Source organism: Ruminococcus sp. N15.MGS-57 (assembly GCF_000980385.1).
In the GTDB taxonomy this organism is placed as follows: Bacteria; Bacillota; Clostridia; order Oscillospirales; family Ruminococcaceae; genus Hominimerdicola; species Hominimerdicola aceti.
Genome location: NZ_LARF01000039.1, coordinates 1 through 18,492 on the forward strand (window position 1 = coordinate 1; position 18,492 = coordinate 18,492).

At 44.5% G+C, this 18,492-nt stretch carries 24 protein-coding genes, 1 tRNA gene, 1 pseudogene and 1 other annotated feature; of the genes and pseudogenes, 17 read left to right on the plus strand and 9 right to left on the minus strand.

The annotated features are described in order from the left end of the window. A pseudogene (locus WS40_RS08380) lies at positions 1–292 on the minus strand (IS481 family transposase); the annotation flags it as partial. A 270-nt stretch (positions 293–562) separates the two neighbouring features. On the opposite strand from WS40_RS08380, the gene WS40_RS08385 reads away from it, so the two are divergent. Then, positions 563–1,840 (plus strand): glycoside hydrolase family 5 protein, encoded by a 1,278-nt coding sequence (locus tag WS40_RS08385; protein ID WP_325208496.1) that lies wholly within the window; start codon positions 563–565, stop codon positions 1,838–1,840. A 55-nt stretch (positions 1,841–1,895) separates the two neighbouring features. On the opposite strand, the gene WS40_RS08390 is transcribed toward WS40_RS08385, so the two are convergent. Genes WS40_RS08390 through WS40_RS08420 form a run of 7 tightly spaced genes read right to left on the minus strand, consistent with a single transcriptional unit; the run spans position 1,896 to position 5,992 of the window. Beyond that, a complete protein-coding gene (locus tag WS40_RS08390) occupies positions 1,896–2,306 on the minus strand; it encodes a M67 family metallopeptidase (protein ID WP_038672490.1) in 411 nt (136 codons plus the stop codon). Further along, positions 2,303–3,115, minus strand: coding sequence for a thiazole biosynthesis adenylyltransferase ThiF (thiF, locus tag WS40_RS08395; RefSeq protein WP_046441670.1), 813 nt, complete (start codon positions 3,113–3,115; stop codon positions 2,303–2,305). The genes WS40_RS08390 and thiF overlap by 4 nt, the downstream gene beginning before the upstream one ends. Next, positions 3,115–3,321 carry a sulfur carrier protein ThiS gene (gene thiS, locus WS40_RS08400; protein WP_022288183.1) on the minus strand — a complete coding sequence of 69 codons (207 nt, stop codon included), beginning with the start codon at positions 3,319–3,321 and terminating at the stop codon, positions 3,115–3,117. The genes thiF and thiS overlap by 1 nt, the downstream gene beginning before the upstream one ends. Before the next feature lie 13 nt (positions 3,322–3,334). Further along, positions 3,335–3,652, minus strand: coding sequence for a thioredoxin family protein (locus WS40_RS08405; protein ID WP_046441671.1), 318 nt, complete (start codon positions 3,650–3,652; stop codon positions 3,335–3,337). Then, the gene (locus tag WS40_RS08410) at positions 3,652–3,897 is read right to left on the minus strand and encodes a sulfurtransferase TusA family protein (RefSeq protein WP_022288185.1); all 246 of its coding nucleotides are present in this window, start codon (positions 3,895–3,897) and stop codon (positions 3,652–3,654) included. Before WS40_RS08410 ends, WS40_RS08405 begins: the two co-directional genes overlap by 1 nt. Next, positions 3,890–4,753: a 4Fe-4S binding protein gene (locus WS40_RS08415; protein WP_046441672.1), complete on the minus strand. Its 864-nt coding sequence runs from the start codon at positions 4,751–4,753 to the stop codon at positions 3,890–3,892. The genes WS40_RS08410 and WS40_RS08415 overlap by 8 nt, the downstream gene beginning before the upstream one ends. A 12-nt stretch (positions 4,754–4,765) precedes the next feature. Further along, complete coding sequence (locus WS40_RS08420; protein WP_046441673.1) at positions 4,766–5,992, minus strand: O-acetylhomoserine aminocarboxypropyltransferase/cysteine synthase family protein; 1,227 nt, start codon at positions 5,990–5,992, stop codon at positions 4,766–4,768. Positions 5,993–6,278: 286 nt separating this feature from the next. Between WS40_RS08420 and WS40_RS08425 the strand changes: the two genes are divergently transcribed. Both WS40_RS08425 and WS40_RS08430 read left to right on the plus strand, forming a co-directional pair. Beyond that, complete coding sequence (locus WS40_RS08425; RefSeq protein ID WP_046441674.1) at positions 6,279–6,731, plus strand: Rrf2 family transcriptional regulator; 453 nt, start codon at positions 6,279–6,281, stop codon at positions 6,729–6,731. Between the two features lie 71 nt (positions 6,732–6,802). Then, positions 6,803–7,702 carry an NAD(P)/FAD-dependent oxidoreductase gene (locus WS40_RS08430; protein ID WP_046441675.1) on the plus strand — a complete coding sequence of 300 codons (900 nt, stop codon included), beginning with the start codon at positions 6,803–6,805 and terminating at the stop codon, positions 7,700–7,702. A gap of 97 nt (positions 7,703–7,799) precedes the next feature. On the opposite strand, the gene WS40_RS08435 is transcribed toward WS40_RS08430, so the two are convergent. Then, a complete protein-coding gene (locus tag WS40_RS08435) occupies positions 7,800–8,705 on the minus strand; it encodes a LysR family transcriptional regulator (RefSeq protein ID WP_022288190.1) in 906 nt (301 codons plus the stop codon). Positions 8,706–8,981: 276 nt separating this feature from the next. Between WS40_RS08435 and WS40_RS08440 the strand changes: the two genes are divergently transcribed. The 14 genes from WS40_RS08440 to WS40_RS11745 form a co-directional block, all read left to right on the plus strand. Continuing rightward, positions 8,982–9,677, plus strand: a complete 696-nt coding sequence (locus tag WS40_RS08440) for a F0F1 ATP synthase subunit A (RefSeq protein ID WP_022288191.1) — start codon at positions 8,982–8,984, stop codon at positions 9,675–9,677. 27 nt (positions 9,678–9,704) lie between these two features. Continuing rightward, entirely contained in the window at positions 9,705–9,923 is a 219-nt protein-coding gene (atpE, locus tag WS40_RS08445) for an ATP synthase F0 subunit C (protein WP_022288193.1), read from the plus strand. A gap of 47 nt (positions 9,924–9,970) precedes the next feature. Continuing rightward, entirely contained in the window at positions 9,971–10,189 is a 219-nt protein-coding gene (gene atpE / locus WS40_RS08450) for an ATP synthase F0 subunit C (RefSeq protein ID WP_022288193.1), read from the plus strand. A 34-nt stretch (positions 10,190–10,223) separates the two neighbouring features. After that, a complete protein-coding gene (atpF, locus tag WS40_RS08455; RefSeq protein WP_046441676.1) occupies positions 10,224–10,709 on the plus strand; it encodes a F0F1 ATP synthase subunit B in 486 nt (161 codons plus the stop codon). Then, positions 10,706–11,212, plus strand: coding sequence for an ATP synthase F1 subunit delta (atpH, locus tag WS40_RS08460; RefSeq protein WP_038672505.1), 507 nt, complete (start codon positions 10,706–10,708; stop codon positions 11,210–11,212). The genes atpF and atpH overlap by 4 nt, the downstream gene beginning before the upstream one ends. Before the next feature lie 5 nt (positions 11,213–11,217). After that, entirely contained in the window at positions 11,218–12,723 is a 1,506-nt protein-coding gene (gene atpA, locus WS40_RS08465; protein WP_038672507.1) for a F0F1 ATP synthase subunit alpha, read from the plus strand. 29 nt (positions 12,724–12,752) lie between these two features. Beyond that, positions 12,753–13,637: an ATP synthase F1 subunit gamma gene (gene atpG, locus WS40_RS08470; protein ID WP_046441677.1), complete on the plus strand. Its 885-nt coding sequence runs from the start codon at positions 12,753–12,755 to the stop codon at positions 13,635–13,637. Between the two features lie 28 nt (positions 13,638–13,665). After that, entirely contained in the window at positions 13,666–15,060 is a 1,395-nt protein-coding gene (gene atpD / locus WS40_RS08475) for a F0F1 ATP synthase subunit beta (protein WP_022288198.1), read from the plus strand. Positions 15,061–15,087: 27 nt separating this feature from the next. Continuing rightward, a complete protein-coding gene (locus WS40_RS08480; RefSeq protein ID WP_046441678.1) occupies positions 15,088–15,513 on the plus strand; it encodes a F0F1 ATP synthase subunit epsilon in 426 nt (141 codons plus the stop codon). Between the two features lie 64 nt (positions 15,514–15,577). After that, positions 15,578–15,711, plus strand: a sequence feature (ribosomal protein L10 leader region). A 42-nt stretch (positions 15,712–15,753) separates the two neighbouring features. Beyond that, positions 15,754–16,263 (plus strand): 50S ribosomal protein L10, encoded by a 510-nt coding sequence (rplJ, locus tag WS40_RS08485; RefSeq protein ID WP_022288200.1) that lies wholly within the window; start codon positions 15,754–15,756, stop codon positions 16,261–16,263. 66 nt (positions 16,264–16,329) lie between these two features. After that, entirely contained in the window at positions 16,330–16,701 is a 372-nt protein-coding gene (gene rplL, locus WS40_RS08490) for a 50S ribosomal protein L7/L12 (protein ID WP_022288201.1), read from the plus strand. Positions 16,702–17,037: 336 nt separating this feature from the next. Further along, a tRNA-Leu gene (locus WS40_RS08495) sits at positions 17,038–17,121 on the plus strand. Between the two features lie 369 nt (positions 17,122–17,490). Further along, on the plus strand, positions 17,491–18,324 hold the full coding sequence (locus WS40_RS11570; RefSeq protein ID WP_117865175.1) for a DUF6329 domain-containing protein: 834 nt from the start codon (positions 17,491–17,493) through the stop codon (positions 18,322–18,324). 8 nt (positions 18,325–18,332) lie between these two features. Next, positions 18,333–18,492 (plus strand): DUF4314 domain-containing protein (locus WS40_RS11745; RefSeq protein WP_442973538.1); only part of this gene is annotated, 160 nt, incomplete at its 3' end.

An 18,492-nucleotide genomic window follows, 5' to 3' on the forward strand; every position in this document is an offset into this window, starting at 1 on the left:
CTAGTTTTTTCATAACCCTGTAAAGACTTTCAAGACAGCGTGTATACCCTTGTTTCCTGAGACGATGCCATAGTTCGGGAAGCTCAAGTGTCGGGTTCCGTTTGTGATACCTTTTGATAAGATCTATTTCTTCCTTGGTATGCTCATTGGGATGATGATGCGGTCGGCGTGATTTAACTGCAAGGGACTCCACACTTCCGTCCCAGCGTTTCAGCCAGAAATATATATATGAACGTGATTTATTGTATTTTCTGCTCGCTCGGCTCACTCCATATTTCTTTGCGTAATTCATTAAGGATTGACGAAACTTCATATCTTGTGTTATACTATTCATGAGAGATAGGCTTCCTTTCTGATTTGTATTTGTGTGGTAACTTTATTTTATCAGATTTTTGCCTATCTCTCTTTTCTTTTTTCTTAATTTTGTCCAATATCTATTGTAGCACTACACAACCACATAATAAAATTTTCTTTTCACTATTGAAAAAATTTGTGCAGTGTGCTATAATAGTCATTAGCGTTAATCGTTTACATACGCAAAAAGAAAAGAGGTTATATAAAAATGAGAAAATTCATATCGAGAGCTGCGGCTCTGCTGCTGGCAGGAGTCATGACAGCGGCTGTGGCAGGCTGCGGAAAAAACTCCGACAGCGAGGCAAAAGACACAGCAAAGAAGTGGACAGAGCTTGACCAGACACAGATAACAGAAGCCATGGGGCTTGGCTGGAACTTAGGCAATCAGCTTGAAGCTTCCAGCGGCGGACTTCCCAGCGAAACTTGCTGGGGCAACCCTGAGATAACCAAAGAGCTTATCGACACTGTCAAGGCGCAGGGCTTCAAGACAGTAAGAATACCTGTTTCTTATCTTGACATGATAGGAGACGGTCCTGACTACAAGATAGACACTGACTGGCTGGACAGAGTTCAGGAGGTCGTTGACTATGTTGTTGACAACGATATGTTCGCTATAGTGAATATGCACGGTGACGGATATTACACTGTTGACCACAGTTGGTTGCTTTGTGCTGAAGACGATGATAAGCAGACCGAGATAAAGGACAAGTACAGCAAGGTTTGGACTCAGATAGCAGACCGTTTCAAGGACTATGACCAGCACCTTATCTTCGAGTCCATGAATGAGGAATTCAACAACGATTACGGCAAGCCTGACGAAAAAGCATATGATAACATCAACGCATACAATCAGATATTTGTTGACTCAGTGAGAGCAACAGGCTCGAACAATGAAAAACGCTGGCTACTTCTCCCTGGTTGGAACACCAATATCGAATACACAGCAGGTGATGATTACAATTTCAAGATACCGACCGACAACGGCTGCAAGGCTGACGGCAAGCGTATCATGATATCCGTTCACTATTATGACCCATTCAATTTCACTATTGACGAGAACAAGACCGCAAAAACTCAGTGGGGCAAATATGCGGTAAAGAATTATGACAACTGGGGTCAGGAGGATTATGTTGACAGCCAAATGGCACTTCTTAACGAGAAGTTTGTAAGTCAAGGTTATCCTGTTGTTATCGGCGAATTTGGCGCACAGGACAAGACAGAAAAGTTTGCAGACTACAATGAGTTCAGACGCTACTGGGCTGAATATCTTATCAAGGCGGCAAAAAAAAACGGCATTGTTTGTGTATACTGGGACAATGGCTACAACGGCAACAAGGGCTTTGGCATCATAAACAGATTTGACTACACTATCACACAGCCTGACCTTATCGAAGGCATGATGAGAGCCATAAACTCCACAGACGATTACGAGATACCTTCACCGGCAGGCTACACAGAGGTCAGAAAGAGCGCAAAGGCTTCATAAGCTGATAAACACAAAGAGCAGTACCTTTTCACGGGTACTGCTTTTATTTATGCCCTTATTCTATTACAAGTTCCTCTTTTGTGGAATCCGTTCCCTCGATATGGAAAGAATTGAGCACAGGCTCATCTTTGTTCATAAGTGAGAGTATCATATAGCTTGCTGTCTTGTCATAAGCAAGCCTTTTATCCTCATCAGAAGGACGAGAAGGTGACTCAGGGTGTGAGTGCCAGTTGCCCAGAGGAACAAGTCCCTCTGCTCTCATATCCTTGATAGCAGCAAGCTGCTCTTTAGGGTCAAGAGAAAAATGCTCGTTTGAGTGGTCTATGTTCGTGAGAAGATAGACCTTTTTTATTATCTTGTCACTGCCCTCTTTTACTCCGCCGATAAGACCGCAGGCTTCGTTTGGAAGCTCGCTTTCAGCGTGGTGCAGTATCTTTTCATAATCGCTTTTGCTTAGTTTTATCATAGATGTACACCGTCACATTCTGCCTGTTCATAGTCGATAAGCTCTGTGATAGTAGGGTGCTCGCCGCATACTGCACAGCCCTTTGTATCCTGAGGGAGCTTTACCTTTCTGAAATCCATTTTAAGTGCGTCATAAGTAAGCAGATAACCTGTGAGAAGCTCTCCAACACCAAGGATATACTTGATAGCTTCCATTGCCTGCAAACTTCCTATAACACCGCCCATTGCACCGATAACGCCTGCCTGCTTGCAAGTAGGAACAGCGTCCTTCGGAGGTGGGTTCTTGAACACACATCTATAGCATGGTCCCTGACCTGGAACATAGGTCATGAGCTGACCCTTAAATCTGATGATACCGGCGTGTGAAAATGGCTTTTTAGCCATTACGCAGGCGTCATTAATAAGGAACTTTGCCGGAAAATTGTCAGTGCCGTCGATAACGAAATCATAGTCCTTGATTATATCCATGATGTTCTCGCTGTCGATAAAGGTGCGATATGTATTCACCTTAACGTCAGGGTTGATAGCCTCCATTGTTTCCTTTGCGGAAAGAACCTTTGCCTTGCCAACGTCCTGAGTTGTGTGGATGATCTGTCTTTGCAGATTTGAGAGATCTACCTCGTCCGCGTCTGCAATGCCGATAGTGCCAACGCCTGCTGCAGCAAGATACATAGCGGCTGGTGCGCCAAGTCCGCCTGCGCCTATGATAAGAACCTTTGCGTTAAGAAGTTTTTTCTGTCCCTTTGCGCCAACTTCTTTAAGAATGATGTGGCGTGAGTAACGCTCAAGCTGTTCGTCTGTAAATGCCATTACTGTCCGCCTCCCATGAAGTAAAGAAATTCTACAACGTCGCCGTCTTTAAGAACTGTGCTTTCAAAAGCACCGCTCTCTACAAATTCGTCATTGATAGTTACTGTAACGTACTGTGGTGTTTCAACATTCTCGTCGATAACGAGCTGTGCCACTGTAAGTCCCTCTGCAACGTCCTTTTTATTGCCTGCTACTGTTATAGTCATGATACATTTCTCCTTAATCTATTGAATTTATTGTTTCGGTGAGCTGTGCTTTCTTTACAGCTCCCGTAAGTCTTGCTTTTTCTGCTCCGTCCTTGAAGAACACAAGTGTCGGAACGCTTGTGACATTATACTTCTGAGCAGTTTCCCCGTCAAAGTTGATGTTGAGCTTCACAAGCTTTATGCCCTCCGGGTCTTCCTCCTCAGTTTCTGCAAGAAGCGGTGACATTCGCTTACATGGAACGCAGGAATCTGAATAGAAATCTGCGATAACAAGCTTTCCTGCCTCGTTTATCTCGCTCTCGAAAGTATCCTTATTTGCTCTTACTGACATTAATCTCCCACCTTTTGTACGATAAGGTCATAAGTGCCGTCCTCATTGTCAATGAGCTTCAATATCTTGTGACCCTCTTCTTTAATGCTTCTTGGAACGTTCTGAACAGGCTCGCCGTCATTCATTTTAATGGAAAGAATCTGTCCGTCGTCAAGCTCCTCGAGAGCTACCTTTGCCTTAACGAATGTTGTCGGGCAAACCACTGTGGTGATGTCCACTGTATCGTCTATTTTAAAATCAGCCATTGTTATAAACCTCCAGTATAGTATTTGTAAATTTCTCTCTGCCCACTCTGTCGATAGTGAACTTGAATCTTTCGCCAGCTTTTGCGTTATCGTCAAAGAACTGTATCGCTGCGTCACATATCTTCATAAGAGTTTCCTTATCCTCGATAAATGGGATAACAGTTTCGCCCTTGTTGATATGGTTGCCGAAAAGTCCACCGAATGAAACTATATAGCCGTGGATAGTATCCCACGCTTCTGTAGGACAAGCCTTAAAACAGCGTCCGCAGAAGTTGCACTTTTCTTTGTCAAGGACTATCTTTCCGTCCTCCATTGTAAGTGCGCCCTGACGGCAAGCCTTTACGCACACGCCACAGCCGATACAATCAGCTTCACGCCACTCAACCTTTATGCCACCCTTGATACCAACGTCATTTTCTTCCGCTTTAAGGCAGTTGTTCTGACAGCCTGTGATGCCGAACTTGAACTTGTGAGGAAGCTCCCTTGCGAAATATCTTTCGTCAAGCTCCTTTGCAAGAGAGTATGTATCTATACAGCCGCTTGGACAGACCGCAGCACCCTGACAGGCTGTGATAGTTCTTACTCTCGGTCCGCAAACGCCCGGTTCTGTGTCACCCTTTGCAAGAGCCGCCTTTACCTCGTCGATATCGTCAACCTTTATAAAAGGTATCTCAACGCTCTGACGTGATGTAAGATGAACATAGCCCTCGCCGTATTTATCAGACACCTCTGCAATAGTTGCAAGCTGTTTTGCCGTAAGGTTTCCGCCCACAACTCTAAGTCTAAGTGAAAAATTATTCTTCTGCTTCTGGCGCATGAAACCGCCTTTTTTAAGTGTTGCGTAGTCAACTGCCATAGTAAATTCCTCCTAAAGTTTTTCTATGGACTGTTTAAAGTCCTCGATCAGATCCGATGCGTCCTCTATTCCGACGCTTATCCTGATTGTGTCGCCGAACACGCCTGCGTTTATCTTCTGCTCCTCACTGCCGTGGGCGTAGATCGTACTTGCAGGGTGTATAACGAGCGTTCTTGTATCTCCGATATTAGTTGCATTTGTTGCAAGCTTCAAGCCGTTTATAAGCTTGAAGGCTCTTTCCTTTGAACCTGCTCTTATGGTGAGTATAGCACCGCCCTTGCCGCCAAGTTCTTCCTGACAAAGGTCATAGAACGGGCTGGCTTTCAGTGCAGGATAGTTCACTTCAATGCCCTCACAGCTTTCAAAGAACTCCGCAAGCTTCAAAGCGTTATGGCAACATCGCTCCATTCTAAGACCCAGTGTTTCAAGTCCCACGCTGTTCATAAATGCGTTCATTGGAGCAAGACAGCCGCCAACGTTTCTCCATATGCCGTTTCTCAGCTTTGCGATATAAGCAAACTTCCCGAACTTTTTATACTCAGCCAGACCCTTGAACTTATCATAATCCCATTTGAAGTTTCCGCTGTCGATTATAACGCCGCTTATGGAATTTCCACCGCCGTTTATATACTTTGACGTGGAATGTACCACAATATCAGCACCGTAGTCAAATGGATTTATAAGATAAGGTGTAGCCGTTGTGCTGTCAAGAATAAACACTGTGCCGTTTTCATGGGCAAGGTCAGCCACCGACTTTATATCAACTATTTCAAGATTAGGGTTTCCGATAAGCTCAGCAAAGACCGCTTTGGTCTTACTATTTATAATAGGGGCTATTTCCTCTTTTGTAGCGTGCTTTACGAACTTGGTCTTGATACCGAATGCCGCAAGGTCGCCGAAAAGGTCGATAGTGCCACCGAAAAGACCTGCGCCGCATATTATCTCGTCCCCTGCTTCAAGAATGTTCAGAAGCGACATTGTAACAGCCGCCATGCCTGATGAACACGCCACTGCGCCAACACCTTTTTCAAGTGTATTCATTCGGTTCTCAAAAGCCGCCACTGTCGGGTTGCTTATTCTTGTGTAAGCATATCCCGGTGCTTTATTATTGAATACTTTTTCAAGCTGCTCAGCCGACTCCTGCGCAAAGGCACTCACCTGATATATGGGAGTGAGCGTTGAGCCTGTTGTTTTCTCAGGTCCAAATCCGCCATGGAGCAATTTTGTATTGAATTTCAAAGGAAACGCCCCCTGTTTTCTTATTATATAGCTATCACCGCAAGCCTGTCAAGGTGCGATGTTCTTTGTTACTGTAGATATTATACAACATAAATCATATAAAGTCAATAGGATTACTATAGATTTAACATTTCTTTTAAAATATGCCCTTATTTTTATGAAAACTCTTGACAGTTTGCTCAAAAAAGTATAAAATATATTATGTTGATAGGATTACTATGAATAATAGGACAAGTATAAAAAGCATGAGAGCAGACAATATTTGTTTGCTAAGGGAGGTGCAGAAATGAAAATTTCAACAAAAGTAGAATGTGGCATAATTGCCATTGCAGACATTGCAATGAACTCAGAAAACGGCGAAACAGTGACAGTATACAGCGTGGCAGAAAGACGTGGACTTTCAGGAAAATATCTTGAGCAGGTGCTTACTTCTCTGAGGCAGGCAAGGCTCATAAAAGGCATAAAAGGCTCTAGGGGCGGATATATACTCAACAAAAAGCCAGAGAAGATAACACTCAAAGAAATAATCGACGCTCTCGACCCATCGGTGCTTGGAAGCGATGTTGCGGTAGTAAATGACGAAAACACAGAATTTGCACAGGTGCTTGACGATTATATATGGCTGAGATTAGAGAAAAAGCTGAAAAGCTACACTGAGTCTATCACCCTCAGACAGCTCGTTGACTTCTATAATAAAGAGTCAGTAGAGAACGTTTCAGAGCCTATGTATTATATCTGATTGACAAAAGTCGGTTTTCATTTTATAATTAGGGACAGAGAGTGTATACTATATATAAAGGATGTGTTTTTATGTATGACGTTATAATAATAGGCAGTGGTCCTGCGGGGCTTACTGCGGCGATATATGCAGGCAGAGCAATGCTTTCCGCACTGGTGTGCGAAAAGGACTACATGGGTACAGGGCAGATATCTGTAACAGACAGAGTTGAGAACTACCCGGGTCTTTACGGCATAAACGGCTATGACCTTGGAGAAAAGTTCAGAGAACAGGCTGAAACTCTTGGTGCTGAGTTTTACGAGGGCGAAGCTGAAAGCTTTGAGAAAACAGCCGAGGGCTGGAAGGTCATATTCAAGGACGGCTCTGTAAAAGAAGGAAAAACGGTTATTTACACCGCAGGCACTTCATATCGCCATCTTGCCGTGGCAGGCGGTGAGAAACAGCGCATTTCTTACTGCGCAGTGTGCGACGGCTTCTTCTATAAGGATAAAGTTGTGGCTGTTGTGGGCGGAGGAGATACTGCACTTGGCGACGCACTTTATCTTTCAAAGCTTGCAAAAACTGTTTACCTTATCCACAGACGTGACGAGTTCAGAGCAAATAAAGCTTTGCAGAAAAAGGTCGCTGAAACAGATAATATCGTGCCTGTTATGAGTGCAGTTATAAAAGAGGTAACAGGCGGCGAGAACGCAGAGGGCGTTACCTATACGCAAAACGGCGAGGAAAAGAACATTGCCGTGGATGGAGTGTTCTGCGCAATCGGAAGCGTGCCGAATACACAAGCTTTAGAGGGCGTTTGCGAGCTTGACGAAAGCGGATATGTGAAAGCTGGCGAGGACGGGATCACCACTGCAAAGGGTCTTTTTGTGGCAGGAGATGTCCGTACTACACCTCTCAGGCAGGTAATAACAGCAGCGGCAGACGGTGCAAACGCACTTTCTTCTGCGGAAAAATATATAATGGAGCTGTAAAAAGCAAAACAAAGCGGTGTCGGAGCGTAAAACTCTGCACCGCTTTTTCTATTCTATAGCACAAAAAGGACGCTGTCACCAACGCCCCAAATTGCTTTTATATATTCACGCTCTCCTTTTCAAGCAGGCTGTCTATAAACCTCTGCACAGGCTCCGGAGTTTCATACTGGGAAGCCGTCACCGCACATATGCTCCTTGGCGGTATCTGCTCTTTTGTGTTCACTCTGAAAATGTTCCCTGCCTCTATCTCCGCCTTGGTGGTCGCATACTGCATGAAGCCTATGCCAAGATTGTTCTTTACCATTGGCATTACAAAGTTTATGGACGTAAGCTCAATATCAGGTCTTAACAGCAGGTTGTGCTGTCTGAATATATGGTCAAGATAGTTTCGGGTGGTGGTGGTGTTTTTAAGACAGATAAGAGGATATTTCACAAGCTCATGCAGGGATATCTCCTTGTCTTTAAGATAGGAAAAACCGTTTCCTGCGGCAACGATATCCTGAAGCTTCTTTATCACATTTATGTTAAGCCCCGTTTTGTCTGCAAACGGCGAGGTAACTACCGCCACGTCTATTAGATTTGCCCTCAACGCTTCTATAGCGTCAGGGGTGGACATACTGTCTATCTTTATCTGTATCTTCGGGTGTTCTCTGTGAAACTCTACTATTCGGTCGATAAGAAAGCTTTGCAGTGCCACCTCGCTTCCTCCAAGCCTTACTATCGCCCTGTCACGCTCGCTTATCAGCGCAAGCTCCTCCTCTGCCGAGAATATATGCTTGCAGGCTATGGATATATGCTTAAAGAGCATCTCTCCGCCCGTTGTCAGCTCTACACCTTTTTTTGACCGCACAAAAAGCTTACACCCAAGCTCGTCCTCAAGATTTTTTACGCATCGGCTTATGCTCGGCTGCGACAAAAACAGATAGTTCGCCGCCATTGTTATGTTCTGGAACTTTGCCACATAATAGAATATCTTATAATGCTCGAAATTTATCTCTCTCATAAACCGTTCCTCTCCTCTCTATCCATACACTATGAGTATGTTTACAATAGAAAATATCTATTTGACATATGCTTATGATTGTATTATAATATATTCGTAGACAAAAAGCAAGTCTTACATCACTGCGCCCATAGGGGGACGCATACAAAAAATAGTTTTATCATGATAAAATCAATGACGATTGCATTCGACCGCTGGGGGGTAAACGGTGTAGACCTTGTTATACCCTTATGAGGCTGGCATTCTTATTGGTTTTATTTTTTTGGAGGTGATAAAATGCTGGAGAGAATTTCCGAAAATCTTTCCGAGGCTATGCAAAACAAAGTAGCTTTCAGGATACCGATTTTCGGAGGCATACCCGTTCCTGTGTCCTGCGTGGTAACATGGATAATAATGGCGATACTTGTGATAGCTTCAATACTTCTCACAAGAAACCTTAAACTTATCCCTGACAGGAAACAGATGATGCTTGAATCATTCGTAGGCTTTCTCAGAGATTTCTTCAGAGAACAGCTTGGAGAAAAGGGTATGGCGTATTTTCCGTTCCTTGCAACTGTCATTATCTACATAGGCTTTGCGAACATCATCGGTCTGCTGGGCTTTACACCGCCTACAAAAGACTTGAATGTTACCGCAGGACTTGCGATCATGAGCATTGTGCTTGTGGAGGTTGCAGGAATAAGAGCAAAAGGAACAAAGGGCTGGCTGAAAAGCTTTGCCAAACCTGTGGCGATAATCGCTCCGCTGAATGTAATGGAGCTTGTTATCAGACCGCTGTCGCTTTGTATGCGACTTTTCGGAAACGTGCTTGCGTCTTATATCATCATGGAGCTTATCGACGCCGTTTGCCCGATAGTGATACCGCTGGCATTCTCGGCATACTTTGATATTTTCGACGGCTTCATTCAGGCATATGTTTTCGTGTTCCTCACGTCCCTGTTCATAAATGAAGCAATAGAGGACGACGACTAAGATAACAGAAATTCGGAGGTATGATCTATGTTAGTAGCAATAGGTGCGGCTGTAGCCGTTATTACAGGAATAGGAGCAGGTATCGGAATCGGTCTTGCAACAGGAAAAGCAACAGAGTCTATCGCAAGACAGCCTGAGGCTAAAAAGGATATAAGAAGCTCACTGCTTCTCGGCTGCGCACTTGCAGAGGCAACAGCTATCTACGGTCTTATCGTAGCTATCCTTATCATCTTCTTCCTGAAGTAAGAGAATAAGCGTAGAAAAGTAAAAGAATAAAAACGGAGGTATATATCATGTTAGTAGCAATTGGTGCGGCTGTAGCCGTTATTACAGGTATAGGCGCAGGTATCGGAATAGGTCTTGCAACAGGAAAGGCAACAGAGTCTATCGCAAGACAGCCTGAAGCTAAAAAGGATATAAGAAGCTCGCTGCTTCTCGGCTGCGCACTTGCAGAGGCGACCGCTATTTACGGTCTTATCGTAGCTATCCTTATCATCTTCTTCCTGAAGTAATAAAACAAAACATCTTTATGAAAGGAGCATAGCTATGATAAGTCTTGATATAAGTTTGGTATGGGTAATAATAAATCTGCTGGTACTGTATCTGCTCCTTAAAAAGTTTCTTTTCAAGCCCGTGTGCAAAATGATGGACGAGAGGTCTGCAAAGATACAAAGCGACCTTGACGGTGCGGCACAGGCTAAGGCGGACGCTGAAAAAATAAAAGCTGACTATGAAGCTGAGATAGCCGACGCACACAGTCAGGCTGTTGAGATAACAAACAAGGCTAAAGCACAGGCTGGCAGAGAATGCGACCTTATGCTTGAAAATGCAAGAGCCGAGTCTGCTAAGATAATGAAAGAAGCTGAAAAGTCCATTGCAAACGAAAAGGAAAAGGCTATGGACGACGCAAAATACCAGATCGCAGACCTTGCTATACTGGCGGCTGCTAAGGTCATTAAGAAAAATGTGGGAGGCGACTCCGACAGAGAAACTGTTGATGAATTTCTCTCCGAGGTAGGTGCTGCCAAATGATCTTTTATCCCGAGGAAGTCTGCGGCAGAGTGCTTTTTGAGCTTTCGCCAAAGGCTGAGAGCGTAAAGGCTTCAAGAGAGCTTTTTGAAAGCTGTGACGAGCTTAAGGACGCTCTTGCAAGCCCTGCTGTGGAAATAAAGGAAAAGGAAAAAGTTATAGACAGGCTTTTTCCTGAGGACATGAGAAACTTTCTCAAGGTCATGTGTCAGTGGGGTCACATGGATAACATCATGGACATTTTTGACGCATATGACGATGAAGTCCTCAAAAGCAAAAATATACTTAAAGCTGAGCTTTACTGCGTCTGCCCGCCTGAAAAGGCACAGACGGATAAAATAAAAGAAACGCTGAAAAAGAAATACGGCGTGAGCGATGTTCTGCTGGAAGTGAATACCGACGAAGCCCTTATGGGCGGCTATCGTCTTGAAGTGAACGGGGTCGAGTATGACAAGAGCGTTCAGGGTATGATAAAAGCTTTGCAGAACAGGATATCAGGGAGGTGAACGGCTTGGCAGGTTCAAGCAGAAGCGATATTATCTCGGTGCTTAAAAGTGAGATAGCTGACTTTGAGGCGAAAACTCAGGTCAACGAAACAGGCAGGATAATATCCATAAATGACGGTATCGTAAATATTTACGGTCTTAATCATGCAATGTATGGTGAGCTTGTTGAATTTGAAACAGGCGTTAAAGGAATAGTTCAGAATGTGGAGAGAAAAACTCTCGGCTGCGTTCTTCTTGGCTCTGACCATGGTCTTACGGAAGGTTCAAAGGTAGTCAGAACAAAGAAAAGGGCAGGTGTCGGCGTTGGCGAAAAGCTTCTGGGCAGAGTTGTTGACGCTCTGGGCGCTCCTATCGACGGCATGGGCGAGATAGAGTATGACGATTATTACCCTATCGAACGTGAAGCCGCAGGCGTTTGCAACAGAAAGTCTGTTACAGTGCCTCTGGAAACAGGTATACTTTCTATCGACTCAATGTTCCCTATCGGCAGAGGTCAGCGTGAGCTTATCATAGGCGACCGTCAGACAGGTAAAACTTCCATTGCTCTTGATACCATTCTTAACCAAAAGGGCAAGGATATGATATGCGTATATGTGGCTATCGGACAAAAAGCTTCCACAGTTGCAAAGTTCGTTGAGGATCTTAAAAAGCATGGTGCTATGGATTATACCATAGTTGTAACAGCTATGGCCAGCGACCTTGCGCCTTTGCAGTACATATGCCCATACGCAGGCACAGCAATGGCTGAATATTTCATGGATAAGGGCAAGGACGTTCTTATAGTATACGATGACCTTTCAAAGCACGCAGTTGCATACAGAGCAATGAGCCTGCTTCTGAAACGTTCTCCGGGACGTGAGGCTTACCCTGGAGATGTATTCTATCTTCATTCAAGACTTCTGGAGCGTTCATGCAGACTTGACGACGCTCACGGCGGCGGTTCTATCACTGCCCTGCCTATAATCGAAACACAGGCGGGCGACGTTTCCGCATATATCCCTACAAACGTTATTTCTATCACAGACGGACAGATCTTCCTTGAAACAGAGCTGTTCTTCTCAGGCGTAAGACCTGCTGTAAACGTTGGTCTTTCAGTATCCCGTGTAGGCGGTGCGGCACAGACCAAGATAGTAAAGAAAGTATCAGGCAATCTGCGTATCGACCTTGCCCAGTTCAGAGAAATGGAAGTGTTCACACAGTTCAGCTCTGAGCTTGATAAGACAACGCAGGAGCTTCTCGACCATGGTCACAGGCTCGTTGAGATACTTAAACAGCCGCTCTATCACCCTTATTCAATGCACGAGGAGGTCATTATCCTCTGCTGTGCACAGCACAAGCTTTTGCTTGACGTGCCTGTTAAGGAGATAAGAAAATTCACTCTCGATATGCTTTCCTACTTTGAGGCAAATCACAGCGATATAATTGCCGAGATAAACGACAAAAAGGTCATGACAGACGAGCTTGACGCAAAGATAGTTGCTGCCGCAAAGGAATTTAAGCAGGGCAGATAAAGGCTCTGCACCGAAAGGAGGCATAAGGCATGGCAGGAATGAGAGAGATAAGAGAAAGGATCGCAAGCGTAAGCGAGATCATGAAGATCACAAACGCTATGTACCTTATCTCTTCCTCAAATCTGAAAAAAGCCAAGAAAAGGCTTGAAAACACCGAGCCTTACTTTGAAAAGCTCCAATCTACCATTCACCACATACTGCTCCACACACCTGAGTTCGAGCACAAGTATTTCGACCAGCGTGAGGAGAAAAAGCCTGAGGACAAAATGATAGGCTACATAGTGGTAACAGCCGACAAGGGTCTGGCAGGAGCTTATAACCACAACGTTTTAAAGCTTGCAGAGCAGGAAATGGCTAAGCACAAGAACACCTGCCTTTTCGTTGTGGGACAGATCGGAAGACATTATTTTTCAAGAAAGAACGTGACCATCGACGCTGAGTTCCTTTACACGGCTCAAAATCCTACCCTTTACAAGGCGAGGGCGATCGCCGAAACTATCACAGATCTTTTTGAGAGAAAATATCTTGACGAGGTTTATGTTATTTACACCAAGATGATAAATTCCATGGATATGGAGCCTGAGATGCTCAAGCTTTTTCCGCTGGAGCGTGAGGACTTTGAACACCCTCTGCAAAAGCAGGATCACGATATCGTGACGTTCAGACCAAGTCCTGAAAAGGTAATGGATCATCTTGTGCCGAACTACATGAAAGGTCTTATATTCGGCGTTTTGGTAGAGGCATTCTCCAGTGAGCAGAATGCCAGAATGACCGCCATGAGCGGTGCTACCACAAGTGCTTCGGAGATGATAAAGGAGCTGTCATTGCAGTATAACCGAGCAAGACAGGCGGCTATCACACAGGAGATAACCGAGATCGTCAGCGGAGCAAATGCTCAAAAGGACGAGAGTTAAGACTTTCGGGAAAGGTGTTGAGATTAAAATGGAAAAAGGAAAGATCGTTGAAATAATGGGACCTGTCGTTGACGTTGAATTTGAAAACGGCAAGCTACCTATGATAAAGGACGCTCTTACTGTACAGCTTGACGGCAAGACAAAGGTCATGGAAGTGGCTCAGCAGCTTGGCAACAACACTGTCAGAGCTATCATGCTTGCTTCAAGCGACGGACTTGAAAAGGATATGGAGGTCACTGCCACAGGCGCTTGCATAAAAGTTCCTGTAGGCGACGCTACCCTTGGAAGAATGTTCAATGTCCTTGGTGAGAGCATTGACGGCGGCGAGCCTGTCAAGGCCGATGATTATTGGGAGATACACAGAGAGCCGCCAAAATTTGAAGATCAGAAACCTGCAACAGAGATCCTTGAAACAGGCATAAAGGTAATAGACCTTCTTGCTCCATATGCAAAGGGCGGTAAAATAGGTCTGTTCGGCGGTGCAGGCGTTGGTAAAACTGTACTTATTCAGGAGCTTATCACAAACGTTGCCACAGAGCATGGCGGATATTCCATATTCACAGGCGTTGGAGAGCGTTCAAGAGAGGGCAACGACCTCTGGCACGAAATGACAGACTCAGGCGTTATCAAAAAGACAGCCCTAGTGTTCGGTCAGATGAACGAGCCACCAGGATCAAGAATGAGAGTTGCTCAGACAGGACTTACAATGGCTGAGTATTTCAGAGATAAGGAACATCAGGACGTACTGCTTTTCATAGACAACATATTCAGATTTGTTCAGGCAGGCTCTGAGGTATCGGCACTCCTTGGCAGAATGCCGTCAGCCGTTGGTTATCAGCCTACCCTTGCGAACGAAATGGGCGCTTTGCAGGAGCGTATCGCCTCAACAAAGCAAGGCTCTATCACATCTGTTCAGGCTGTATACGTCCCTGCGGACGACCTGACAGACCCTGCACCTGCTATCACGTTCTCACATCTTGACGCAACAACGGTGCTTTCAAGAAAGATAGTTGAACAGGGCATCTATCCTGCCGTTGACCCACTGGAGTCAACTTCAAGAATACTTGAACCTGATGTAGTAGGTCAGGAGCATTACGAAGTTGCAAGAAAGACTCAGGAGCTTTTGCAGAAGTACAAGGAACTTCAGGATATCATTTCTATCCTGGGTATGGAAGAGCTTGACGACGCCGACAAGACGGCTGTTTACAGAGCAAGAAAGATACAGAAATTCCTTTCACAGCCTTTCCATGTTGCAGAGAACTTCACAGGCATAGAGGGCAAATATGTTCCTCTGAAAGAAACGATCAGAGGCTTCAAGAAGATAATAGACGGCGAAATGGACGAATATCCGGAGGCTGCATTCCTTAACGCAGGCACTATCGACGATGTTATCGAAAAGGCTAAACAGCTTGAAAACGAGTGATGACCCTCACCGAAAGGAGAAGCTGAAATGGTAAAGACATTCAAGCTTGAAATACTTGCCAGCGACCACGTTTTCTATTCGGGAGAATGTGACGAGCTTATATTCCCAGGTCAGGACGGCTCTTTCGGAATACTGCCTAATCATCAGCCCATGATAACCTGTCTTAACGCAGGTGAGCTGCGTTACAGAACGGGCGACCAGTGGCACTATGCGGTGGTAAGCGACGGTTTTGTGGAGATAATGCCGTCATATGTGACGCTTCTTGCGGACACTGTGGAACGTCCTGAGGAGATAGACGAAAAGCGTGCCGAAGCCGCCAAGGAGAGAGCTGAGGAGAAGCTCAGGCAGAAGCAGAGCATTTCAGAATATTATCACACGCAGGCGGCTCTTAACAAGGCTGTGGCAAGGCTTAAAATATCAAGCAAGTATACAAAGCATAAGATAAATATTTAAGTTCACAAAAAGTTTACATTAAAAGCATAACAGGCTCTTGACAAAAGGTCAAGGGTCTGTTATAATATTAGAGCATTCGTATCTAAAGACAGTTGGCAGCAGGAAACTGCGGAAGTCCAGCCGAGGAAAGGAATAGCAAAGTAATTATGACTTTGTATCTCTTTTGTCTTGCGACGAAAGGGATTTTTTCTTTTGTTAGTTTACGGTTTGCGTAAATTAGTTCAAAGAGGTGAAATTGAAATGCCAAGCGAAAAGACATTGTCCGCTAAGAAGGAAAGAGTTGCACAGCTCGTTGAAATGCTCAAGAACTCTGCTGCAGGCGTACTCGTTGATTACAAGGGTATCACTGTTGAAGAGGATACAAAGCTCAGAAAAGAGCTGAGAGAGGCTGGCGTAAGTTATTTCGTTGAGAAGAACACTATCCTGAGATTTGCTCTTAAGGAAGCTGGTCTTGACGGTATCACAAACGTACTCGAGGGTACAACAGCTATCGCTATCTCTAACGACGACCAGACAGCTCCTGCAAGAATACTCGGTAAGTTTGCTGAGGACTGCAAGGACGAAAAGTTCTTCCTCAAGGCTGGTTACATTGGTGAGGACGTTTACGACGAGGCAGGCGTTAAGGCTCTCTCGAAGATCCCTTCAAGAGAAACTCTGCTCGCACAGCTGGTTGGTTCCCTTCAGGGTCCTATCCAGAAGCTTGCCGCAACACTTCAGGCTGTTGTGGACAAGGACAACGAGGCTGCATAATTTATATGCCGCTTAACGAATGGGCTTTGACCCGAAAAATTATTTAATAAAAAGGAGATTTTTATCATGGCTTCAGAGAAGATTATGAATTTTGTAGAAGAGATCAAGAAACTTTCCGTTCTCGAGCTTTCAGAGCTTGTTGACGCTATCCAGGAAGAATTCGGTGTAACAGCTGCTGTTGCTGCTGCTCCAGCTGCTGGTGCTGCTGGCGCTGCTGCTGAGGAGAAGACAGAGTTCGACGTAGTTCTGACTTCATTCGGCGATGCTAAGATGGCTGTTATCAAGGCTGTTAAGGAGATCACAGGTCTTGGTCTTAAGGAGTCTAAGGAACTCGTTGAGAGTGCTCCTAAGGCTATCAAGGAAGGTGCTTCAAAGGCTGACGCTGAGGAGATCAAGACAAAGCTTGAGGCTGCTGGCGCTTCTGTTGAGCTCAAGTAATCCTGAGTTTACACAAAAAATTAAAGGACTTCGTAATGAAGTCCTTTTTTGTTGAAAAAATTCATAATGAGTGAAACTGTTTTGTATAGGTGGAACAGCTCAATTTCCGCTTTGGTTTAGAATATCTAGCCCAACAGAACTGTTATATCGCCTGACTGATTTGTCAATAGCGAAACTTGAACATATATAAATAAGTATGCGGTATGTATATTTATAAATAGTCGAATTTTTTTGAAAAAAAGCCTTGACAATAGAAAAAATAAATGCTATAATAATTAAGCTGAATGACACGGAACACAAACAAAACGAAAGAGTTCAGCGAAAAGAATAGCAAATGCGGCAGTGCTGGAATTGGCAGACAGGCACGTTTGAGGGGCGTGTGTCCTTGACGTACGGGTTCAAGTCCCGTTTGCCGCACCATATTGGTGAGACTAAATGGATGCTCACCTCAAAAAGCCCGTATTTACGGGCTTTTTTCATGTTTTTCAGTCGAAAAATTTTAGTGTAAAACCATGGATGCTTTTTCATGATTTTCACCGACTGGAAGGATTTGAACCCTCGACAAATGAATATTGTCAAATAAATCGGCAAGCTTTGAGCAGATTTCGCTCTGAGCTTGCCGATTTTTTATAAAAAAACATTCACAAAGTTTAGAAGGCTGTTTTGTCAAATATCACGAAATGTGATAAACGACAAAGCGGTCTTTTTTTATTCCTCAAGGAAGGACGTGATAGCCATGTGGCAGATATACTATTAAAAAGGAAAAATAAAACGAATGGAGGAAACACAATGAACAACAAACTTATAATCAACACCAATCTGCTTCGCAAGGAGTTAGAATTTAAGACAAAGTCCTGTGCGGTGGAGAAAGCGATAGCAGTTTCTCATGCTGAGTTTGATAATCTGAAAAGGCATCCCTTGCAGGACAATGACCTGATTGCTGAGAACGCAGATTTGATGTACTGTGACAGCAATGATATTTATCATTGTCTGCTGATCTACGATGAGGATCAGGGTGACGGTCTGCTGATCGAAGCTGAAGGCTCATCCTACGCTAGATACGCTCAGTATATTCCAAACGCAAAGCTGTTGTACGAAAATCATATTCAGACGCATTTGCAGGAAATGAAATTTTACTGTCCCCTTGAAATCAATAGAGTACCTGAATGTTGGTCTGATGAGGAATACGAAAAAATCTCCTCCTATGAAGCTTCTGCTTACAAATCGGAGATAAACCGATTTATTGAAGATTTTACAATGCCCGAGGAGAAAGAACGGGGTCTCATGAACTGGTATGACAAGGGCAATTCAGTCGACCAAAAGGTGTTTTCTGCATTTATGTCGGTCGAAGAACATGACGGAGAACTTGTAGGAGTGGTCACAGCAAACGTTCACGGTCAGCTTACGGAAGATGAACTTGAGGATTTCCGTGAATATTGTACCGGGCAGCTAAGCGACGGCGCAGGAGAGAGTCTGGAGCAAAGACCGATAAAAACTCCCGACGGAGAAATTTGTGTCAGCTTCTGGAGTTCCGACGAATGGTTTTTGCAGACGGAGGAAGAAATGAACAGTAGTCAGACCGATGACATGACCGAAGAACCCGATATGGGAATGACGATGTGAGGTGTAATATGATTTACAACGAAAAGAAGATAGAAATGCTCAGGCAGAGATATCCCGAAGGAACACGAATTTGCCTTGACCACATGGAGGACTTGTGTCCCGTAGAAAGCGGTACTTGCGGAACAGTGCGGTTTGTGGACGATGCCGGTACTCTGCACTGTAAATTTG